Genomic DNA, 16670 nt, shown 5'->3' with positions numbered 1-16670 from the left:
ACGAGCTATTCGCCCCCCAAAGCAAGCACCTGCCCCACAAACTTCCTGATCCCCTCCCGAAGCTGCTGCTCATTCAAATACGAATAGCTGAGCCGAATCCACGTGGCAAGCTCTCGCCTGGGATCGCAAATCGTGCCGGGGACAAATGTAATGGACTGCTCCATGCACGTACCGAGCAGCTTTTCCATCGGGGTCGAGTCCGGCAGCTTGATCCACAGGTTGAATCCGCCAGTCGGGCTGCTCCATTCCCAGTCTGTTGCAGCCAGCTCCTCCTCCATGATGTCCCGGCGGATGGCGAGCGCCGTGCGCAGCTTTTGCAAATGCTGCTGCATCCGCTCGGAAAAGAAATAGTGCAAAAAGATTTTTTGGTTCAATAACGGCGTTCCGCTGTCAGACAATGCCTTGGCACTGAGAAGGTAAGCCATGAGCGAAGGGCGGCAGGCGATCGTCCCGATGCCGAGACCGGGAGCCACGTATTTGCTGAAGCTGCGCAAGTAAATGACATATCCGGCCGTGTCATAGGAAAAAAGCGGCAGGGGCGGCTCTTTGGCAAAGTAAAGATCCCGGCATGGATCATCCTCGATCAGCAGACATTGATACTTCTCGGCCAGTTCCACCAGCCGCTTGCGCTGTTCACGCGAAACCGTGTAGCCCGTCGGATTGTGAAACGTAGGGTTGAGATAGAACAGCCGCGGCTTGTGCGTCTGCATGAGCCGCTCCACCTGTTCCAGGTCATACCCGTGCTGCCGGATCTCGACCGACAAAATGTGCGCGCCCTGCCGGAGAAAAACGTCAATCGCTGGGCTGTAGGTTGGCCGCTCCAGCAAAACCACGTCTCGCGGTTTGACAAGAACACGGGCAATCAGGTCGATTGCTTCCTGGGAGCCGGACGTGACCATCAGCTCTTCCGGGGTCAAATAAAAACGGAACCGCTCCGTATAATAGCGGCACAAAGCCTCGCGCAGCTCCTGATCCCCCTGCGTAGTCGAGTAGGTGCCCAGCACTTTCGGATACAGGTCAAACACTCTCTTCACGTATTCCGAAAAGTACAGGTTGGGCAACAAATTCGGGTCGATCAGCGCCTTGGAAAACTGGTAGGTCGCCTGAACCTGGTGAATTTCCGAAAGGTGGCTTTTCTGGACGTAAGCCGAAACAATCGGGTCGTTCCACGGGCCAGCCGGCAATAACTCGCTCGGCTGAACGAAATAGCCGGATTTATCCTTGACGTACACATAGCCGTTTTGCTTGAGCAACTGGTACGCCTTGAACACCGTCAGGCGATGCACGTTCATCTCCAGCGCCAGCGCCCGGACAGACGGGAGCTTTTCATGCGTCTTCCAGTCTCCGCGCCTGATTCCCGAAAGCAAATAGTCATAAACCTGTTCAAACAGCTTCTCGGCATGAATGCTGGACAAGCCATGTCGTTTCATGCTGGCTTTCCCCCTTCCTTCTCCATCGTAGCTGACAGCCTTACTATCTGTTCTATTCGATTTCATCTGTTCTGTTCCTCTCCCGTTAAGATAGGGAAAAGGAGGAATCACCATGGTATTTGTCAATTACTTCGTGATGTGTCTGATCTTCGGAACGACGTTTTTAGCGATTAAAGTAGGAATTGACGCGGGAGCACCTCCCTTTTTCTCGGCAGGGGTTCGCTTTTTTCTCGCGGGCCTGGTCTTGTTTGCCGTCATGGCCTGGAAAAAGCAAGCGTCCCTCTCCATCCTGCTGCGCAAAGAGATGGCCATCACCGGAATTTGCCTGACGTATGGCGTATTTGCCACCTTGTATTGGGCAGAGCAGTATTTGAGTTCTGGCATTGCGGCGGTTTTGTCAGCGACCGCTCCGCTGATGGTCATGCTGCTGCAGACCGGGCTTTCGCGCCAAAAGCTTTCCGCCAGTTCCTGGGCAGGTTGCCTTATCGGATTTGTCGGTGTCGTCTTGCTGCTTTTGCCTGGGTTGACCTTTTCGATCAGCATGCTCTGGGTCGCTGGCTGTGTTGCCGTCCTGTTCGGCCAACTGTTTTATGCCGCAGGTGCTGTGTACTCCCGTCACGTCTCTCAGCAGTTCAAGGAGGTGTCGCCGATCACGTTAAACGCGGCGCAAATGATGTACGGAGGCATTCTGCTGCTTCTCACCTCCGCCTTTACCGAGCAAGTGCACATGGAGTTTCTGCTTTCATCCCAGTCCGTCTTCGCGCTGCTTTACTTGACTTTTGTCGGCTCGATGATGGGGCACACCATCTTTTACTGGCTGGTAGCGAAAACGAACCCGCTCTTTCCTTCTACATGGCTGTACATTTCACCGCTGATCGCCCTCGCTCTCGGGGTTGCATTGTACCAGGAGCCGCTCTATTGGTCGTCGCTGGCAGGGGGCATCGCGATTATCGTCGGGATCGTCATGATTAACCTGAAAACATTAAAGCAGTTGGTCGCCAAAAAAGCGCCGCTCCAACATGCAGAAAGCCCAACAAAGTAGCCTTGTGCTCTTTGTTGGGCTTTTTTTGCGCCTGTCGAATCGTCCATTTCTTTCCCGGGAAATCGACAGCGGCTGTCGTTCTTGCTAGAAATGCTCGCCGTTGGCATAATAGCTTTCTTTTTGATAGGCGACAAAGGCCATCTCTACTTCCGGTATGCCGAGCGAGAGGACGTGCTTGGTAACAATTTTGGCAAACTGGTCGCGGGTTTCCTGTCCTCGCTCAAACCAGCCTACCTCGATAAATGGAAAAGACGCTACTACCTCTCCGCCAAAAACGCCTGTCGTCTGCAAGCACTCGATGGTGAAATTGTCTGTCCCGCACTGGCAGAGAGCGGCAAGTTCTTCTGTCAGCGGCTCGCTGATCGTTGCCATTTGCTCGGCCTGTATGCCGCGAACGATGAGATGTGGCATGCTCGAACCTCCTGTTGGTCAAAAGCTTTATTTCTATCATCTATCATACCGCTTGGCAGGCAAAAAGAGTAGGTGGCGGGCTTGGAAGAGCTTTCGTCAAGACACCCCCGAACCGATGGCAGCATGTTGCTATTGACATAACTGTGAAAGTATCGCAAAAATAAAGGGTCAAGAACCAAAACATACCGCACGCCAATCGGAAAGGTGAGTACATATGGATTTGTGGAATATTTTCGTGGCCTTCGTGCTCGGTCTGGTAGAAGGTCTGACTGAATTTGCGCCCGTCTCTTCGACCGGGCACATGATTATTGTCGACGATACTTTGCTGCACTCAAAAGAGCTGTTTTCTCCGGAAGTCGCCAACACGTTCAAGGTCGTGATCCAGCTCGGCTCAATTCTCGCTGCCGTGATCGTGTTCAAAGACCGTTTTTTAAGTTTGCTGGGCTTGAAAAAAATGTCGCCGGATGGCAACGGCCCAGGCCACAAGCTCCGTCTCTCGCAAGTGATCGTCGGGCTGTTGCCTGCCGCTGTGCTCGGGCTGATTTTTGAAGACTACATTGACGAATATCTTTTCTCCATCCATACGGTGCTGATCGGACTTGTCGCCGGGGCGCTGCTGATGATCGCCGCCGACTGGTTCAGACCAGGCCGCCCGAAAGTCACCACCGTTGACCAAATGACGTACAAGCAGGCATTTTTGATCGGGCTGTTTCAATGCATCGCCTTGTGGCCTGGCTTTTCGCGCTCCGGCTCGACCATTTCCGGCGGCGTGCTGCTGGGGCTCAGCCACAGAGCGGCGTCCGACTTTACGTTTATCATGGCCGTTCCCGTCATGGCGGGCGCCAGCTTTTTGTCGCTGTTGAAGCATTGGCAGTACATCACCGCCGATTCCTTGCCGTTTTTCATCGTCGGCTTTATCAGCGCCTTTTTGTTTGCCTTGCTTGCGATCCGCTTCTTCCTGAAGCTTATCAACCGAATCAAGCTCGTTCCGTTTGCCCTGTACCGCATCGCGCTTGCTGCGGTCATCTACTTCTTCATTTTGTAGAACAGCCTTTGCTAGGCACATTCCAAGAAAAAAAGCTGCCTTTGGCCGTTGAAGCGCCCCTGAATGCCTGTCACAACCAGCGCGGGGGCAGCTTTTCTTTTGGACAGGCAGCTTTTTCTTTGTCCTCAAGCCGTGGAAACATCCCCTTGCAGAGCGCTCGCAACCAGCGTATCCTTTTGGCCGTGCTGGAGCTGGTACATTTGATAATACTTGCCGCGCTTCTCCATCAGTTCTTCGTGCCTTCCCCGCTCGACAATTCTCCCCCGATCCAGCACCAAAATCTGATCGGCGTTTTTGATCGTCGACAATCGGTGAGCGATGATGAACGTCGTTCGGCCTTTTTTCAGCACTTCCAGCGCGTTTTGGATGATTCCTTCCGTCTCCGTATCAATGTTGGCTGTCGCTTCGTCCAGGACGAGAATCGCCGGGTCGAACGCCAGCGCCCGGGCAAACGAAATCAATTGGCGCTGGCCGAGCGAGAGCGTGCTGCCCTTTTCGATGACAGGCTCGTCAAAGCCGAGCGGCAAGGTGCGCAGGAGCTGATCTGCGCCGACGTCGCACAGAGCCTTCTCCACTTTTTCCGGAGAAATCGCCGGATCGTCCAGGCTTACGTTGGAACGGATCGTCCCCGTGAACAAAAACGGGTCCTGCAGCACGATCGCCATATGCTGGCGAATGTGCTGCTTGGGCATCTCCATGACGTTTTTCCCGTCAATGGTGATCGTCCCGCTGTTGGCGTCGTAAAAACGAAACAGCAGGTTGATGATCGAGCTTTTCCCCGAACCGGTATGCCCGACCAGTGCCACCGTTTCTCCCGGAGACGCCGCAAATGAAATGTTTTTCAGCACGTACTGGTCATCCTGGTAAGCAAAAGAAACGTTGTCAAAGCGGACACTGCCCTGATAGCGCGGGATTTTGCCTGCATCGACCTCGATCCCTTCCTCGTCGAGCAGCTCGAACACGCGGTGCGCAGCCACCAGCGACTGCTCCAGATTCGCCAGTTGATTCACAATTTGCGTAATCGGCTGGAACAGGCGGTTGAGGTAATCGACAAACGCGTACAGGACGCCGAGCGAAAACAGCGTGCCCACCCCAAGCGACGCCCCGCCGAAATACCAGATGAACAGCACAAACGCCGCGTTGCGCACGAGTTGCACCAGATTGAAGGACGCGGTGGCATTGAGCCGCAGCATTTTGTTTTGGTAGGTGAACAGTTCTTCGTTCAGTTCGCCAAATTCCCGCATCGTCTCTTTTTCCCTGCGAAACGCCTGGATGATCGGCATTCCCTGGATGGATTCGTTAATCATGCCGTTGATGTCGCTGATGCGCGCGCGAATGACGTGGTTAAAGGCAGAGGCGCGTTTGCGGTAATAGACAATCCAGACTGCCATGATCGGCAAAATCGCCAGACAGACGAGCGCCAGGCGGACATCGAGCACAAACAGCGCAACGAAAATCCCGATCAAGTAAATCCCGCTGGTGAAAAAGGAGGCGAGCACATTGGCAAACAGCTCGCGAATCGCCTCAGTGTCATTCGTCACACGGGCGACGATTTTTCCCGCAGGCAGGTTGTCAAAGTACGTGATCGGCAGCCGCTGAATATGGGCGAACACGTCCATGCGCAGCTTGCGGATTACCAGATTGGCCGCTTTTTGCAGCAAATACTTTTGCCCGTAATGAAAAAGTCCGGCAGCCACCAGCAAACCGAGATAAGCCGCTGCCAGGACGAGCAAGCCGCTCGTCTCCGGGCGGAAAAATGCGAACAGCTCCTGATTGGAAAGCAGCACAGCCGGATAGACCGCCTGCCGCGAGCCGCTCTCAATCGTCAGCTTTCCGTCGGCAACGGTTCGCTCTCCATCAAAAGCAAGCGGCTGGCCGATGAAGTAAAAGTCCCGTCCGACCTGCAAAATCCGCACTTGCTGGCCCGCGCGCTCGTCTGCCGCCAAATGGTCCTCCCGCGTGTACCACTTCTCCCTATACAAGACAGAATCTGCCTGTTGTTCGGTCTCGTACCACGGAAACTCAATGCCGAGTATGTGCGTGTCGATCATTTTTTTCGCCAAAAACGGCCCTGTCAGCTCCGCGCCAACCGCAGCGGACAGCATCAGGAGAGCGAGCACAATCGTCTTTTTAAATAACCAGGCATAACGAAACAGCCTTTTTCCCGTACTCATCCTCATCACCCGCCTTCTGTCAACTGTGCTTCGATTTGCTGCTTTTCAAACTGCTCCTTGTACCAGCCGCCGCGCGCCAGGAGCTGGTCATGCGTTCCTTCCTCGACCACCTTTCCTTCATCCATGACGAGAATCCAGTCGGCATGGGCAACGGCAGACAGGCGATGGGTGGCAATCAGCGTCGTTTTGCCTGCCCGCTCCCGGCGAATGTTGGCGATCATTTCCGCCTCCGTCTTGCCGTCAACAGCTGACATCGCATCGTCGAGAATCAAAATTTCCGGGTCAACCATCAGCGCCCGGGCAATCGACACCCGCTGCTTTTGCCCGCCTGACAGCGCCACTCCTTTTTCCCCGACCAGCGTGTCGAGTCCCTCCGGCAAAAACTGTACGTCTTTTGCGAACGCTGCCAGCCTAAGCGCGTTTTGCAACTGTTCCTCGCTGCCGTCCTTTTTGCCGAACAAAACGTTTTCCCGCACGGTCCTGGAGAACAAAATCTGCTCCTGCGGCACGTAGCCGATCCAGCTTTTGATGTTGTCCAGCTTGATCTGTTCCAGCGGGACCCCGTTGATCGTAATCGCACCTCTCCCGAGCGGAAATTCCCGCAGCAACTGCCGAAGCAGCGTCGATTTGCCGCTGCCGGTTCGCCCGACGATCCCAAGTGTTTGCGAGCGGTGCAAAGTAAAAGAAACGTCCTGCAACTGATCCTGGTTCGTCCCCGGATAGCGAAAACTCACCCGCTCGAAGCGAATCGTCTCCGGAACCGCAAGCTGCACCGGATGCGCGTGATTGGTTACGTCTGCTTCGTACGCCAGTGTCTCGTTGACCCGATCAAGCGAGGCACTTCCCCGCTGCAAGACGTTAATCAGCTCGCCAATCGCAAACATCGGCCAAATCAGCATCCCCAGGTAGACGTTGAACGCCACCAGCTCGCCCAGCGTCAGCTCCTGCCGGAACACCAGATAGCCGCCGTAGATCAAGCCGATCATGTAGCTGATACCCACCAAAATTTTCACGGTCGGTTCAATCAGCGAGTCGACTTTGGCTACCTCGATATTTTTTTGGTACACCTCACCCGTTTTGCTTGCAAACCGCTCCTGGTCCGCCGTCTCCTGCACGTAGGCGCGAATCACCCGGACGCCTGCGACGGATTCCAGCACGCGGTCGTTCAGCTCGCCAAACGAATCCTGTGCACGGGAAAAGCGCTCGTGAATTTTTTTGCCGTACTGGTTGATCGCATACGCCATGAACGGCAGCGGAAGAATCGCCGCCAGCGTCAGCTTCCAACTGATTAAAAAGCCCATCGTCACAATGATGACGCCTGTGAAGCTGACCGAATCGACCAGTGTGAGAATGCCGAACCCCGTCGTCATCGAGACGGCTTTCAGATCGTTCGTTGCCCGGGCCATCAGGTCCCCGGTGCGATTGCGTTGATAAAACGTCGGCGTCATCCGCAAAAAGTGCCTCATCAGCTTGGAACGAAGCGTCCGCTCCGCCAAAAAAGCGCCCCCGAACAGCTTGTAAATCCAGACGAAGTTGACGCCATACGTCGCGACAGCCAGCACCACATAAAACAGCAAAATGTGCCAAAGCCGCTCGCCTGTCAATGTCCCCAGCTGAATCTCGTCGATGGCCACCCCGATGATTTTCGGCGGGATAATCTCCAGGATGCCGCCCAGGATCAGCAGCAGAATCGCTGCTGTGTAACGCTTCCAGTGCTCCTTGAAAAACCAGTCCAGCTTTGCAAAAACCGAAAACATCTGCCGCTCTCTCCTTTCGTCCCAACCGGGCGTCCTCTTACTAGGAATTTGGAGGCGAAAAAAGGCATATCGCCGCTTGGGCAACATGCCTTTTTATCTGCATCCTAAGAATCAAATAAAAAAGCGCAGGCTACAAAGACAGTAACCTGCGCCATTTGACGGAGTCGGGAAACACTACACAGCGTGCATCAAAGGAGGGGTTACGTCATGTATGCAGTTGTGCATTTTGTTCATTACACTGCTTTTCATGACAGTCCCACCTTTTCGTAAAATTTTGTTTTCCAAATAATACATTTTGAACTTTACCATTGATTTGCCGGAATTGTCAACAAATTATTTTCCACTGCACGCACGGACGCGAATCTGATATTGCCTGCAATGATTTTCCCGCATCATTCCTTACGGGTTACCTTCTCTCGCCCCCCAAGTTCTTTGCCCTCTGTATAAGAAACAAAGCATTTTTGCTCTCTAACTTTTTTTGGTATGATTACCTTCATGAAGTTTATTCGGGAGGCCATTCATTTTGTTATCTTCCAACCAAAAACGTCGCTTGACTTCCGTGCAAATTATTGTATTTTCCTACGTTGCGCTGATTCTGGTCTCGGCGGTTCTCTTGTGGCTGCCGCTCTTTCACAAGCAGGGCGTGTCGATTTCCTTTATCGATGCACTCTTTACCGCAGCGAGTGCGATCAGCGTCACCGGGTTGACCGTGATTACGATTCACGAGGTGTTCAACCAAGGGGGCATTTTGTTTCTGACCTTGCTCTTTCAAGTGGGCGGGATCGGAATCATGACGCTCGGGACATTCATCTGGCTGCTGATGGGCAAACAGATCGGTCTGGAGCAGCGTATCTGGATTGCCACCGACCACAATCGCTCCACGCTGTCCGGCCTGGTTAGCCTGATGCGCAACATTCTCGCCATGGCGCTCATCATCGAGCTGATCGGGACGATACTGCTGGGCGCGCACTTCTTGCTTGCAGGCTATTACACCGATTGGTACGACGCGTTTTATCACGGCTACTTTGCCTCGGTCAGCGCCTTTACCAACGCCGGCTTTGACCTGCAAGGCAATTCCATGCTGGATTATGCGCACGACTATACGTTTCAGCTCATTGTCATGCTGTTGATTGTTTGCGGGGCGATTGGCTTTCCCGTTCTCGTCGAGCTGCGGACGTACTTCTCCTATCGCCGGGCGAAGGCGCGCTTTACCTTCTCGCTGTTTACCAAGATTACGACGCTCACGTTTTTTTCCTTGGTGGTGGCCGGAGCCATCTTCATTTACGTGTTCGAGCGCCAGCATTTTCTGCTGGATAAAACGTGGCACGAAGCGCTGTTCTACTCGTTGTTCCACTCCGTTTCTTCGCGGAGCGGCGGCTTGTCCACACTGGACATCAGCCTGTTTTCTGCCCCTACGCTGTTCATGCTCTCTGCGATGATGTTTATTGGCGCATCGCCAAGCAGTGTGGGCGGGGGGATACGCACGACGACGTTTTTTGTCCTGCTCGCGACCGTATTTGCCAACATGCGCGGCTACAAAGACGTAAAAGTATTCGGCCGGGAACTGGTGGACGAAGACATCATGCGGTCGTTTGTCGTCTTTTTCATCGCCATCGTGCTTGTGTTCATCGCTGTCATCTTGCTCGTCTGGCTGGAGGATCTGCCGTTCCAGCATATTTTGTTTGAGGTATGCTCGGCTTTTGGTACGACCGGATTGACTACCGGTGTTACCGAGCATCTGGGAACGCCTGGAAAGCTCATCCTGATTTTTACGATGATGATCGGGCGGATCGGGATTATCAACCTGCTCCTGTTCCTCAAGCGCGACGATCGAATCATGCGCTACCACCATCCGAAAGAGCGGATCATCATCGGGCAGTAACCATAGACGGCGTCAAAGCAAAAGAGCCTTGTGCGTTTTTCATGCACAGGCTCTTCGTCTTTTTTCACTTCCACTCGCTGTTGTACAGGGCGACGCGATACGGGTACAGTTCGGCTGTCATCACGTTTTGCCGGACAGCAGGGTCATTTTCCATGACGTGTCGTGCCGCTTCCTCTGATTCCGCGAGAAAAATCACAATGCCAAATGTCGTCGCGTCCATGTTCTGCGTGCGGCCCGCGAGGATCAGCCTGTTGTCTGCGAGCAGCTTTTGCAGGTAGCGAAAATGCTCTCCGACAATCTCTTGCTCTTTGTCCGTCCAGTTTGCAGAGTCCAGCAGCCGCGGAACAAGCCTGATTTTGTACAAAAACTGTTGGAGTGCCTCCATGCTCTCATCCCTTTCCGATTTCCTGTCTGTTTGCCACAGCCTGGTTCAGCTTTTGCAGCATATAGCCGATACCCTGGCAATCCGCGAGCGGAAAGCTGCTTTTTTCCTCGCCAAACACAGCGTGGATGATGCTCCTGAATTTCTTTCCGCCGAGCATGACGACTTCCTCCACCCCGTCGAGCTGCTTGTCCCGCGCTTGCTGGATCAGGCGGTCGAGCGGGATGATTTCCGCGTTTTTCGTGCCAAAAGCGACATCGTAATTTTCCGGCACCCGATCATGCGGCAGCAAAAAGCCGTGCTTGGCAGACAAAATCGCCCACTCGGAAAAAAACGTCCGGGCATATGCCTGACTCGCCTTGTGAAACGCGCTTTGATAAACGTACTGCGCCTCTGTCGCCCCCGCCTCCGGGTGTACATCCCATATCTTTTTCGCGCCACAGGCGATGATGCACAATCGTCGTCTCACTTCGTAGTATCTCCTTCCATCTGCGTCCGGCTTTTCCTGCCTGCTTGTCCTACATCCGGCATGATCCATTTTTTTGCACATTCAATCCGTACTTCCATTCTCCGCCTCCTGCCCGGTTGCCCTGATCTCTACACTGTGGCAGGATGCCTGTCCCGTCGGACGTCACGTCGTTCCCCTCTCTACCAGAAGCGGCGGCAGCTCCCTTTCTTCTTTTTCCTTGTGCTGGTGGACAATTCGGTCGTACAGCATTTCAAAGGCGTATTTCCCCATCAAGCTGCTCGGACTAGATACGGTCGTGATCTCCAGCAGTTCGCCGACCGGCTGATCGTCACAGCCGACAATCGCCAGGTCTTCGGGGACGCGCAGCCCCAATCTGCCTGCTTCTTTGACGATCCCCGCCGCAATGTGATTGCAGGAGACGATCAATGCAGAAGGCCGCTCGTTCATTTGCCAGATGCGGTGAGCGATGTCTTTGCCGTCCTGCACGGTCAGACAGTTTTCAAAAGCCCATTCGGGTGCGGGGGTTACACCTGCCGATTGAAGCATGTCATGGTAGGCCCGTTTGCGGTGCTGGCTGTTGAAGCTGTTTTTTCTGCCTATGCAATAGCCGATTTTCCGGTGGCCTTTGCCGAGCAAATACTCCATCCCGATCCGAAAGGTCTGATAATGGTCGATATGAACGCTCGACACGAAAGCAGCCTCGTTTGCCTCGCAGGTGATGATCGGGCCGTATTGGGCGTACTCGTCAATCGTTTCGCAGCCATTGGCCCGGGAGCACATGATGAGGCCGTCCATTTTCTTGTTTTTCAGCAGGCGCAAAATGCTCTGCTCCTGCTCGGCGCTGTTGTTGGTCTGGCACACCATCAGGTTGTACTGATGCCGGGCTGCTTCTCCGGCAATGCCTTCGATGATCGAGCTGTAATATTGATTGTTGACGAGCGGAAGCGTCACGCCGACCACCATCGTTTTTCCCGTCGACAGGTGGACAGCGTTGCTGTTCTGCACGTAGTTTCGCTCCTGGATGATCCGCATGACTTCTGCGCGTTTTTGTTCGCTGACATACGGATGGTTGTTTAAGACACGCGACACGGTGGAGACAGATACTCCCGCCAGTTTCGCAATTTCTCGAATGTTAGCCAAGCCTGATTACCCCTCTGTTTTATCAAAATCCGTCATCCTCTTCCATAGTAACGGGAAAGGCCCCCTTTTCTCCAGTTGAAAAACATACCGTGCAAATGCGAAGGACAGGAAGCTCATTCATTCGGCACATTTTTTTCTTGCTATGAAAAGCGTTCCACACTTTATCCTGTTGCCGATGGAAAGATGAAAGGAGTCGTGCTGTTCGTGTTTCGCTTCAAATTCGAATACGTCCTGTTTATCACGGGTCTGCTCATTCTCGCACTCGGCATCAACATGATGACGACGATTACCTCGTTTGGCCTCAGCCCTTATGACTCTCTGTTTATTGCCCTGTTTCAAAATTTCGGCATATCCATCGGCTTTTGGATGTTTGCGATCAACTTCACTTTTGTCTGCATCGTATTACTCATGGATCGCAGCTACATTACGTTTGGAGCCGTAGTCGTAATGGTGCTGATCTCCGTCTTTGTCGACCTGATCGGCTCGATTGACACCCTGATGGCCGGCATCCGCTCGCTGCCGCCGCTCTTGACCCTGGTGCTCGGCAACCTGTGCATCGGCAGCGGCATCGGGCTGTACGTGTGCACGCAGGTGTGCACAGCACCACAGGAAGCATTCGTGCTCGTCGTCTCCAAGCGGATGAAATGGACGTTTCGCCGCACGGAAATTTCGCTTGCCTGCCTGTTTCTGACCTTAAGCTTTTTGCTCGACGGGCCGATTTATTACGGGACGATTGTGCTGTCGTTTACGACTGGGTACATTATTCAGGCTGCCATCCACGCGGGGAACAAGCTTTTGTCGCTCGTCAATCGGGAGACGGAAGCACAGGTGCAACAGTAGCTCCCTGGATGTGTGGGAAAAAGGGATCACGGTTAAAATGTCGCTATACTGGACGGTGGAAAATCGGTGGGAATTTTTGGGGGCGGCGGTGGGATCTTTTCTATCTCATCTCGCCTCGTTGCTGGCAGTTGCAGGTTGTGCTCACGCGCAACGGCTGTTGTAGTTTCGGGCGTTGTTTAATGCCTGAGCAAAAAGGCTTACTCCTCCTCATATTCCAGGGGAGTAAGCCTTGTTTGAATGTTTATCGAGCGTACTTGTCAAGTTTTTTTGTACTTGGTTTGTTGGTTCAATTTTGCGATTTTATTAGTGTACACAAAATATTTTACAGTCCCTGGACAGACCCTGATATGGGTTAGATGCATGCTTTAATGCGCAATAGTAGATCTTTTTTTTCGTCTTCAGATAACTGCTGCCCCAACTCATCAACTTTAAATTCTTTTAGTTCTTTTACTATTGGTTCTAACTTTTCTTTTTCTGTCACCTTCCCCATTAAAGATTCAATTAAAGTTGTTTTAATAATAATGTTCTCACCTATAGTATTCTTACAGTCCCTTTCAAATCTTTTTAAGACAACTGAAACAAGATCATTACTACCAGCTTCTTGAAGTTTCTTGTTAATAAAGTCAACTACTTCTTCCGTTATTTCACGATAATACCATCTAGCCACAGGATATTGGTCTAACGGTTTACTCTCTAATTGTTCGAGAACTTTACTCCGTCTGGCAAGCAGTTCTTCCATCTGTTCTTCATCTAATACAGATTGAAGTTTGGCTAAATCTAAGGTATTCAAAGCATCCAGAGTTAATTTTTTTGCATTAGTAAAAATCTTCTCCTGCAACAACAACTTCTCTCCGTAAGCAACATAAATTACTGCCTTCTCCATTTCTCCACGGTTAATGACATTCTCGTATTCCCCCCATGTTCTAGCAAGAGATTCCCATGGACTGAAGTTTTCACTTCTGTAATTCATATAATCTTCGTTAAAAGCTTCAAATAACTCTTCATATTCCCAATCCATACCAATGTCTCCTTTTTACTAGTTGTTAAGGTCAATAGGCTTTCCAGAATTATGGATCACTTCGATGTCGATATTATATGTTTCAGAAAAATCTTTTATTATTTTACTACAACTTCCGCAGGTATCTTTTTCTGTAAACAGTCTTATTTTACCTCCTGATATATTTACACCTTCATTTTTTAATTTTTCTATTCTCTCAGCAATATCATTTAATATTTTGTATTCAGTATCTGCGTCTCTCTTATAAATCACCCCTGCAGAATCGGGTGCATGAGTAGACTCAAACTTAGGATTATCTGGTTTCACAGAAAAACCCTCGTAATTTGGATTCCCTGAGGTTTTGTGTAAGCTGCTGTATGAATAAAAATCCTTCTTTTCGATACCTGGTATGTCAACGTCAGCAAATGCAAAATTCCCATCTTTTTTTAGAAGAGTTTTTGAAAGTTTACTTTTGTACTCTATTACTTTGTCAATAATATAGCGATCTCTATCTACATCCACCTGTCTTGTAGGATATACTTTTTCATAGCTTACCGTTTCAACACTCTTTGGTATATCACTACCTTTACTAGTCCCCTCAACCTTCGAACTCGCCCCCCGCTTCAACGCCCCGCGAACCCTCTCAGCACCTTTCGCCAACCAGGACGTCCCTACGGAAAAAGCTCCTCCGAGCGCGGCCCCAAACGCAAACGACTCCAACGCCTGACCTCCATCCGGCGTCCGCCCGTCCCACAGTTCCCGCAGCGAATAATCAATATATCCCGAGGTTCCCCCCATAAACATGACCGAGCCAAGCCCTACGGTCGTTTGTCCGCCTGTCAGCGGCACAACCGCTCCTCCGCCGATCCCTGCAACGGGGCCGAAAATCGCTCCGCATACCGCGCCGATCACGGCCCCTTGGGCGGCGCTTTTGATATACGCGGACGGACTGCTCGCCTCCCCGTTGATGAGATCGTTCGAGGCGGTCATGACCACGCCGCCTATCGCTCCCAAAGCTGCCCCCACTGCCGCCGCTCCAATCACCGCACCCGCACCAAACGTCGCTACCGTCAATGCCACGGCCCCGACAATCGCCACGGCTCCTAACACACAAAGAGCCAGCTTTCCCCAATCAAACGGCGGTTCCGGCGGTGGGGGTGTTCCTTGCTTCGGCTCGTCGTCAAACGCTGGGAACGTCGTCCGGTCCCGTCCTTCCACATGAACAGCAGTCCCCAGAAAGTGATACTCACTCTCCAACGCAAATCCGCTTGGCGCATTCGTTTTCTTGGCGAGAATCTGGCTTTGCGCCTGGATGACAACCCGCTTTGGCGTGTAGAGCGAGATTTCTTCCTTCGCGTTCAGGGTCAGCTTTTTATGGCTGGTCAGGGTAATCCCGACGTGATCGTCCAGCGTTATCTTCAACGGTTCCTTGCATCCGCTCACAATCGAAAGGACGGTAGGCGCAAGCTCCAGCTCGCTTCCGTGTTCCGTGCCGAAATACCGGATATTCGGGTTGGCTGTCTTCGCGCAACTGGCGCTGTCTTTACGGACGCAGCCAAGCACCACCGCCCGCTTTCCTGTCTCATCGGGGAAGTACAGGCTGGCGTTCGTCTGATTTTGAGCATACAAAAAAGCTCATTCCTACTCATAAATCAAAATAGGAGTGAGCTTTTGAAAGTTTATCTAGTGTTGGGTTTGTTGGTTCTATTGTACGATCTTGTTAGTTTACACAAAATATTTTACAGTCTCAAACTGATTCGATAAAACGATTCATTAACCATTCATCATAGTTTTACAGCTATTTACTTGAAATGAAAATATATTTATTCACTAGCGTTGCATAAAAATCGCCAGGATTAATAAACTGATTTTTCTGAACTAAATTCCACTTCCAAATGGCTAAAGAACGGAGTGACCCACAAAGGTAGTTCCGTCCATTCGGCATTTATATACACTTAAACCAGATGCTACACAACCGTTTCCTTCCTGCTTATGGATCAGGCTTTCTTCGTTTCGAGGTTAATCGCTCCCACCAGATTCGGCTATCCTCCCAGAGCATCACACGTAACCACCGATAGATTTGCAACAAGCTTTCTTGGCAAGCAGAGAAGATTTTGGCCAAGAGAAGTAAGCAAAAGGCGATCAGGGCAATGAACACTTGGTTCAGAACCGCTTCTTGGCTTTTTCCGTAAAACGAAGTGATTTTCACGTGTTGCTTCAACCATTTAAAGAAGATTTCAATGGCCCAGCGACTCCGATACATCTCGCTGATTTCTTCGGCAGATAACTCCCATCGATTCGTGATCAGCAGGAGGGGATTTCCCTGTGAATCGGTTGTCTCTATGAGGCGAAGGACATGTTTCATTCGCTTTTGCTGTGTGTGAATGCTAATCTAATAATTGACCACCTAGTGGTACATCGCTCATAAAAAAGTTGACCACCTGAGCACCTCTTTCCTGTATCTTGTAGTTGTCTAGACAACAAGATATAGGAGGAAAGGAAATGCTTCAGATGGCTAATTATGAGTTTATCAGGAAACAACACTTTCTGCTAGGGAAGTCGATTCGTCAAATTTCTCGCGAAACTGGCTACTCGCGTCAAGTGATACGAAAAGCCTTGACATCAACGGAAATCCCTGTATATCAGCTTTCAAAACCGAAACCGAAGCCAGTCATTGATTTTGTCAAGCCCATCATCTTGGAATGGCTGCGTCAAGATGAACAAACTCCCCCGAAGCAGCGTCATACTGCCAAACGTATCTACCAGAGACTCGTTGACGAACATGGATTCACCGGCGGTGAATCTACTGTACGACGCTACGTCAGAGAGTTGCGCGTTTCTCCTCCTAAAGCATTTGTCCCTCTTGATTTCCCGCCAGGGCGATTTGCTCAATTTGACTGGGGTGAGGTTACGGTTCATTTACAAGGGAAACAAGTGAAGGTTCAAGTCTTTTGTATGCGTTGCACGTACAGCAGAAAGATTTTCATCAAGACATTTGCTCATCAGAAGCAAGAGGCTCTTCTCCAAGGTCATGTAGATGCTTTTGAATTTTTCGGTGCAGTTCCCCAAGCATCACATACGACAACCTGACAACAGCCGTT

The 16670-nt window shown here is 51.5% G+C and carries 15 protein-coding genes; 5 read left to right on the top strand and 10 right to left on the bottom strand.

The genetic code is table 11. From position 1 onward, the window contains the following. Nucleotides 1–5: 5 nt before the first annotated feature. Nucleotides 6–1430, bottom strand: a complete 1425-nt coding sequence (locus tag AAFJ72_RS03845) for a PLP-dependent aminotransferase family protein (RefSeq protein WP_432776125.1) — start codon at nt 1428–1430, stop codon at nt 6–8. Between the two features lie 112 nt (nt 1431–1542). On the opposite strand from AAFJ72_RS03845, the gene AAFJ72_RS03840 reads away from it, so the two are divergent. Further along, nucleotides 1543–2472 (top strand): DMT family transporter, encoded by a 930-nt coding sequence (locus tag AAFJ72_RS03840; protein WP_432776124.1) that lies wholly within the window; start codon nt 1543–1545, stop codon nt 2470–2472. A gap of 84 nt (nt 2473–2556) precedes the next feature. Here AAFJ72_RS03840 and AAFJ72_RS03835 read toward each other — a convergent pair whose 3' ends face one another. After that, on the bottom strand, nt 2557–2883 hold the full coding sequence (locus tag AAFJ72_RS03835; protein ID WP_432776123.1) for a DUF1904 family protein: 327 nt from the start codon (nt 2881–2883) through the stop codon (nt 2557–2559). Nucleotides 2884–3097: 214 nt separating this feature from the next. Here AAFJ72_RS03835 and AAFJ72_RS03830 point away from each other — a divergent pair, with 214 nt between their 5' ends. Beyond that, nucleotides 3098–3928 carry an undecaprenyl-diphosphate phosphatase gene (locus AAFJ72_RS03830; protein ID WP_122903258.1) on the top strand — a complete coding sequence of 277 codons (831 nt, stop codon included), beginning with the start codon at nt 3098–3100 and terminating at the stop codon, nt 3926–3928. Nucleotides 3929–4053: 125 nt separating this feature from the next. Here AAFJ72_RS03830 and AAFJ72_RS03825 read toward each other — a convergent pair whose 3' ends face one another. Both AAFJ72_RS03825 and AAFJ72_RS03820 read right to left on the bottom strand, forming a co-directional pair. Further along, a complete protein-coding gene (locus AAFJ72_RS03825) occupies nt 4054–6102 on the bottom strand; it encodes an ABC transporter ATP-binding protein (RefSeq protein WP_432776122.1) in 2049 nt (682 codons plus the stop codon). 5 nt (nt 6103–6107) lie between these two features. Then, on the bottom strand, nt 6108–7859 hold the full coding sequence (locus AAFJ72_RS03820; RefSeq protein WP_432776121.1) for an ABC transporter ATP-binding protein: 1752 nt from the start codon (nt 7857–7859) through the stop codon (nt 6108–6110). Nucleotides 7860–8382: 523 nt separating this feature from the next. Here AAFJ72_RS03820 and AAFJ72_RS03815 point away from each other — a divergent pair. After that, entirely contained in the window at nt 8383–9741 is a 1359-nt protein-coding gene (locus AAFJ72_RS03815) for a TrkH family potassium uptake protein (protein WP_122903254.1), read from the top strand. Between the two features lie 64 nt (nt 9742–9805). Here AAFJ72_RS03815 and AAFJ72_RS03810 read toward each other — a convergent pair whose 3' ends face one another. The 3 genes from AAFJ72_RS03810 to AAFJ72_RS03800 form a co-directional block, all read right to left on the bottom strand. Further along, complete coding sequence (locus AAFJ72_RS03810; RefSeq protein WP_122903253.1) at nt 9806–10126, bottom strand: YciI family protein; 321 nt, start codon at nt 10124–10126, stop codon at nt 9806–9808. 4 nt (nt 10127–10130) lie between these two features. After that, entirely contained in the window at nt 10131–10592 is a 462-nt protein-coding gene (locus AAFJ72_RS03805; RefSeq protein ID WP_122903252.1) for a DUF6884 domain-containing protein, read from the bottom strand. A gap of 162 nt (nt 10593–10754) precedes the next feature. Next, on the bottom strand, nt 10755–11732 hold the full coding sequence (locus tag AAFJ72_RS03800) for a LacI family DNA-binding transcriptional regulator (RefSeq protein WP_432776120.1): 978 nt from the start codon (nt 11730–11732) through the stop codon (nt 10755–10757). Between the two features lie 204 nt (nt 11733–11936). On the opposite strand from AAFJ72_RS03800, the gene AAFJ72_RS03795 reads away from it, so the two are divergent. Then, nucleotides 11937–12572: a YczE/YyaS/YitT family protein gene (locus AAFJ72_RS03795; protein ID WP_432776119.1), complete on the top strand. Its 636-nt coding sequence runs from the start codon at nt 11937–11939 to the stop codon at nt 12570–12572. Between the two features lie 352 nt (nt 12573–12924). Here the strand turns inward: AAFJ72_RS03795 and AAFJ72_RS03790 are convergent, their stop codons facing one another. The 3 genes from AAFJ72_RS03790 to AAFJ72_RS03780 form a co-directional block, all read right to left on the bottom strand. After that, nucleotides 12925–13590, bottom strand: coding sequence for an Imm3 family immunity protein (locus AAFJ72_RS03790; RefSeq protein WP_432776118.1), 666 nt, complete (start codon nt 13588–13590; stop codon nt 12925–12927). Between the two features lie 18 nt (nt 13591–13608). Beyond that, nucleotides 13609–15198 carry a deaminase domain-containing protein gene (locus AAFJ72_RS03785; protein WP_432776117.1) on the bottom strand — a complete coding sequence of 530 codons (1590 nt, stop codon included), beginning with the start codon at nt 15196–15198 and terminating at the stop codon, nt 13609–13611. Nucleotides 15199–15559: 361 nt separating this feature from the next. Next, nucleotides 15560–15934, bottom strand: coding sequence for a transposase (locus AAFJ72_RS03780; protein ID WP_432776116.1), 375 nt, complete (start codon nt 15932–15934; stop codon nt 15560–15562). A gap of 137 nt (nt 15935–16071) precedes the next feature. Here AAFJ72_RS03780 and istA point away from each other — a divergent pair, with 137 nt between their 5' ends. Further along, a complete protein-coding gene (gene istA, locus AAFJ72_RS03775; RefSeq protein ID WP_432776072.1) occupies nt 16072–16659 on the top strand; it encodes an IS21 family transposase in 588 nt (195 codons plus the stop codon). Nucleotides 16660–16670 lie beyond the last annotated feature (11 nt).

Origin of the sequence: Brevibacillus gelatini (assembly GCF_050920745.1) — a bacterium.
Taxonomy (GTDB): domain Bacteria; phylum Bacillota; class Bacilli; order Brevibacillales; family Brevibacillaceae; genus Brevibacillus; species Brevibacillus gelatini.
Note: the sequence above shows the minus strand (reverse complement) of the source record. Positions and strands in the feature narration are given on the sequence as shown.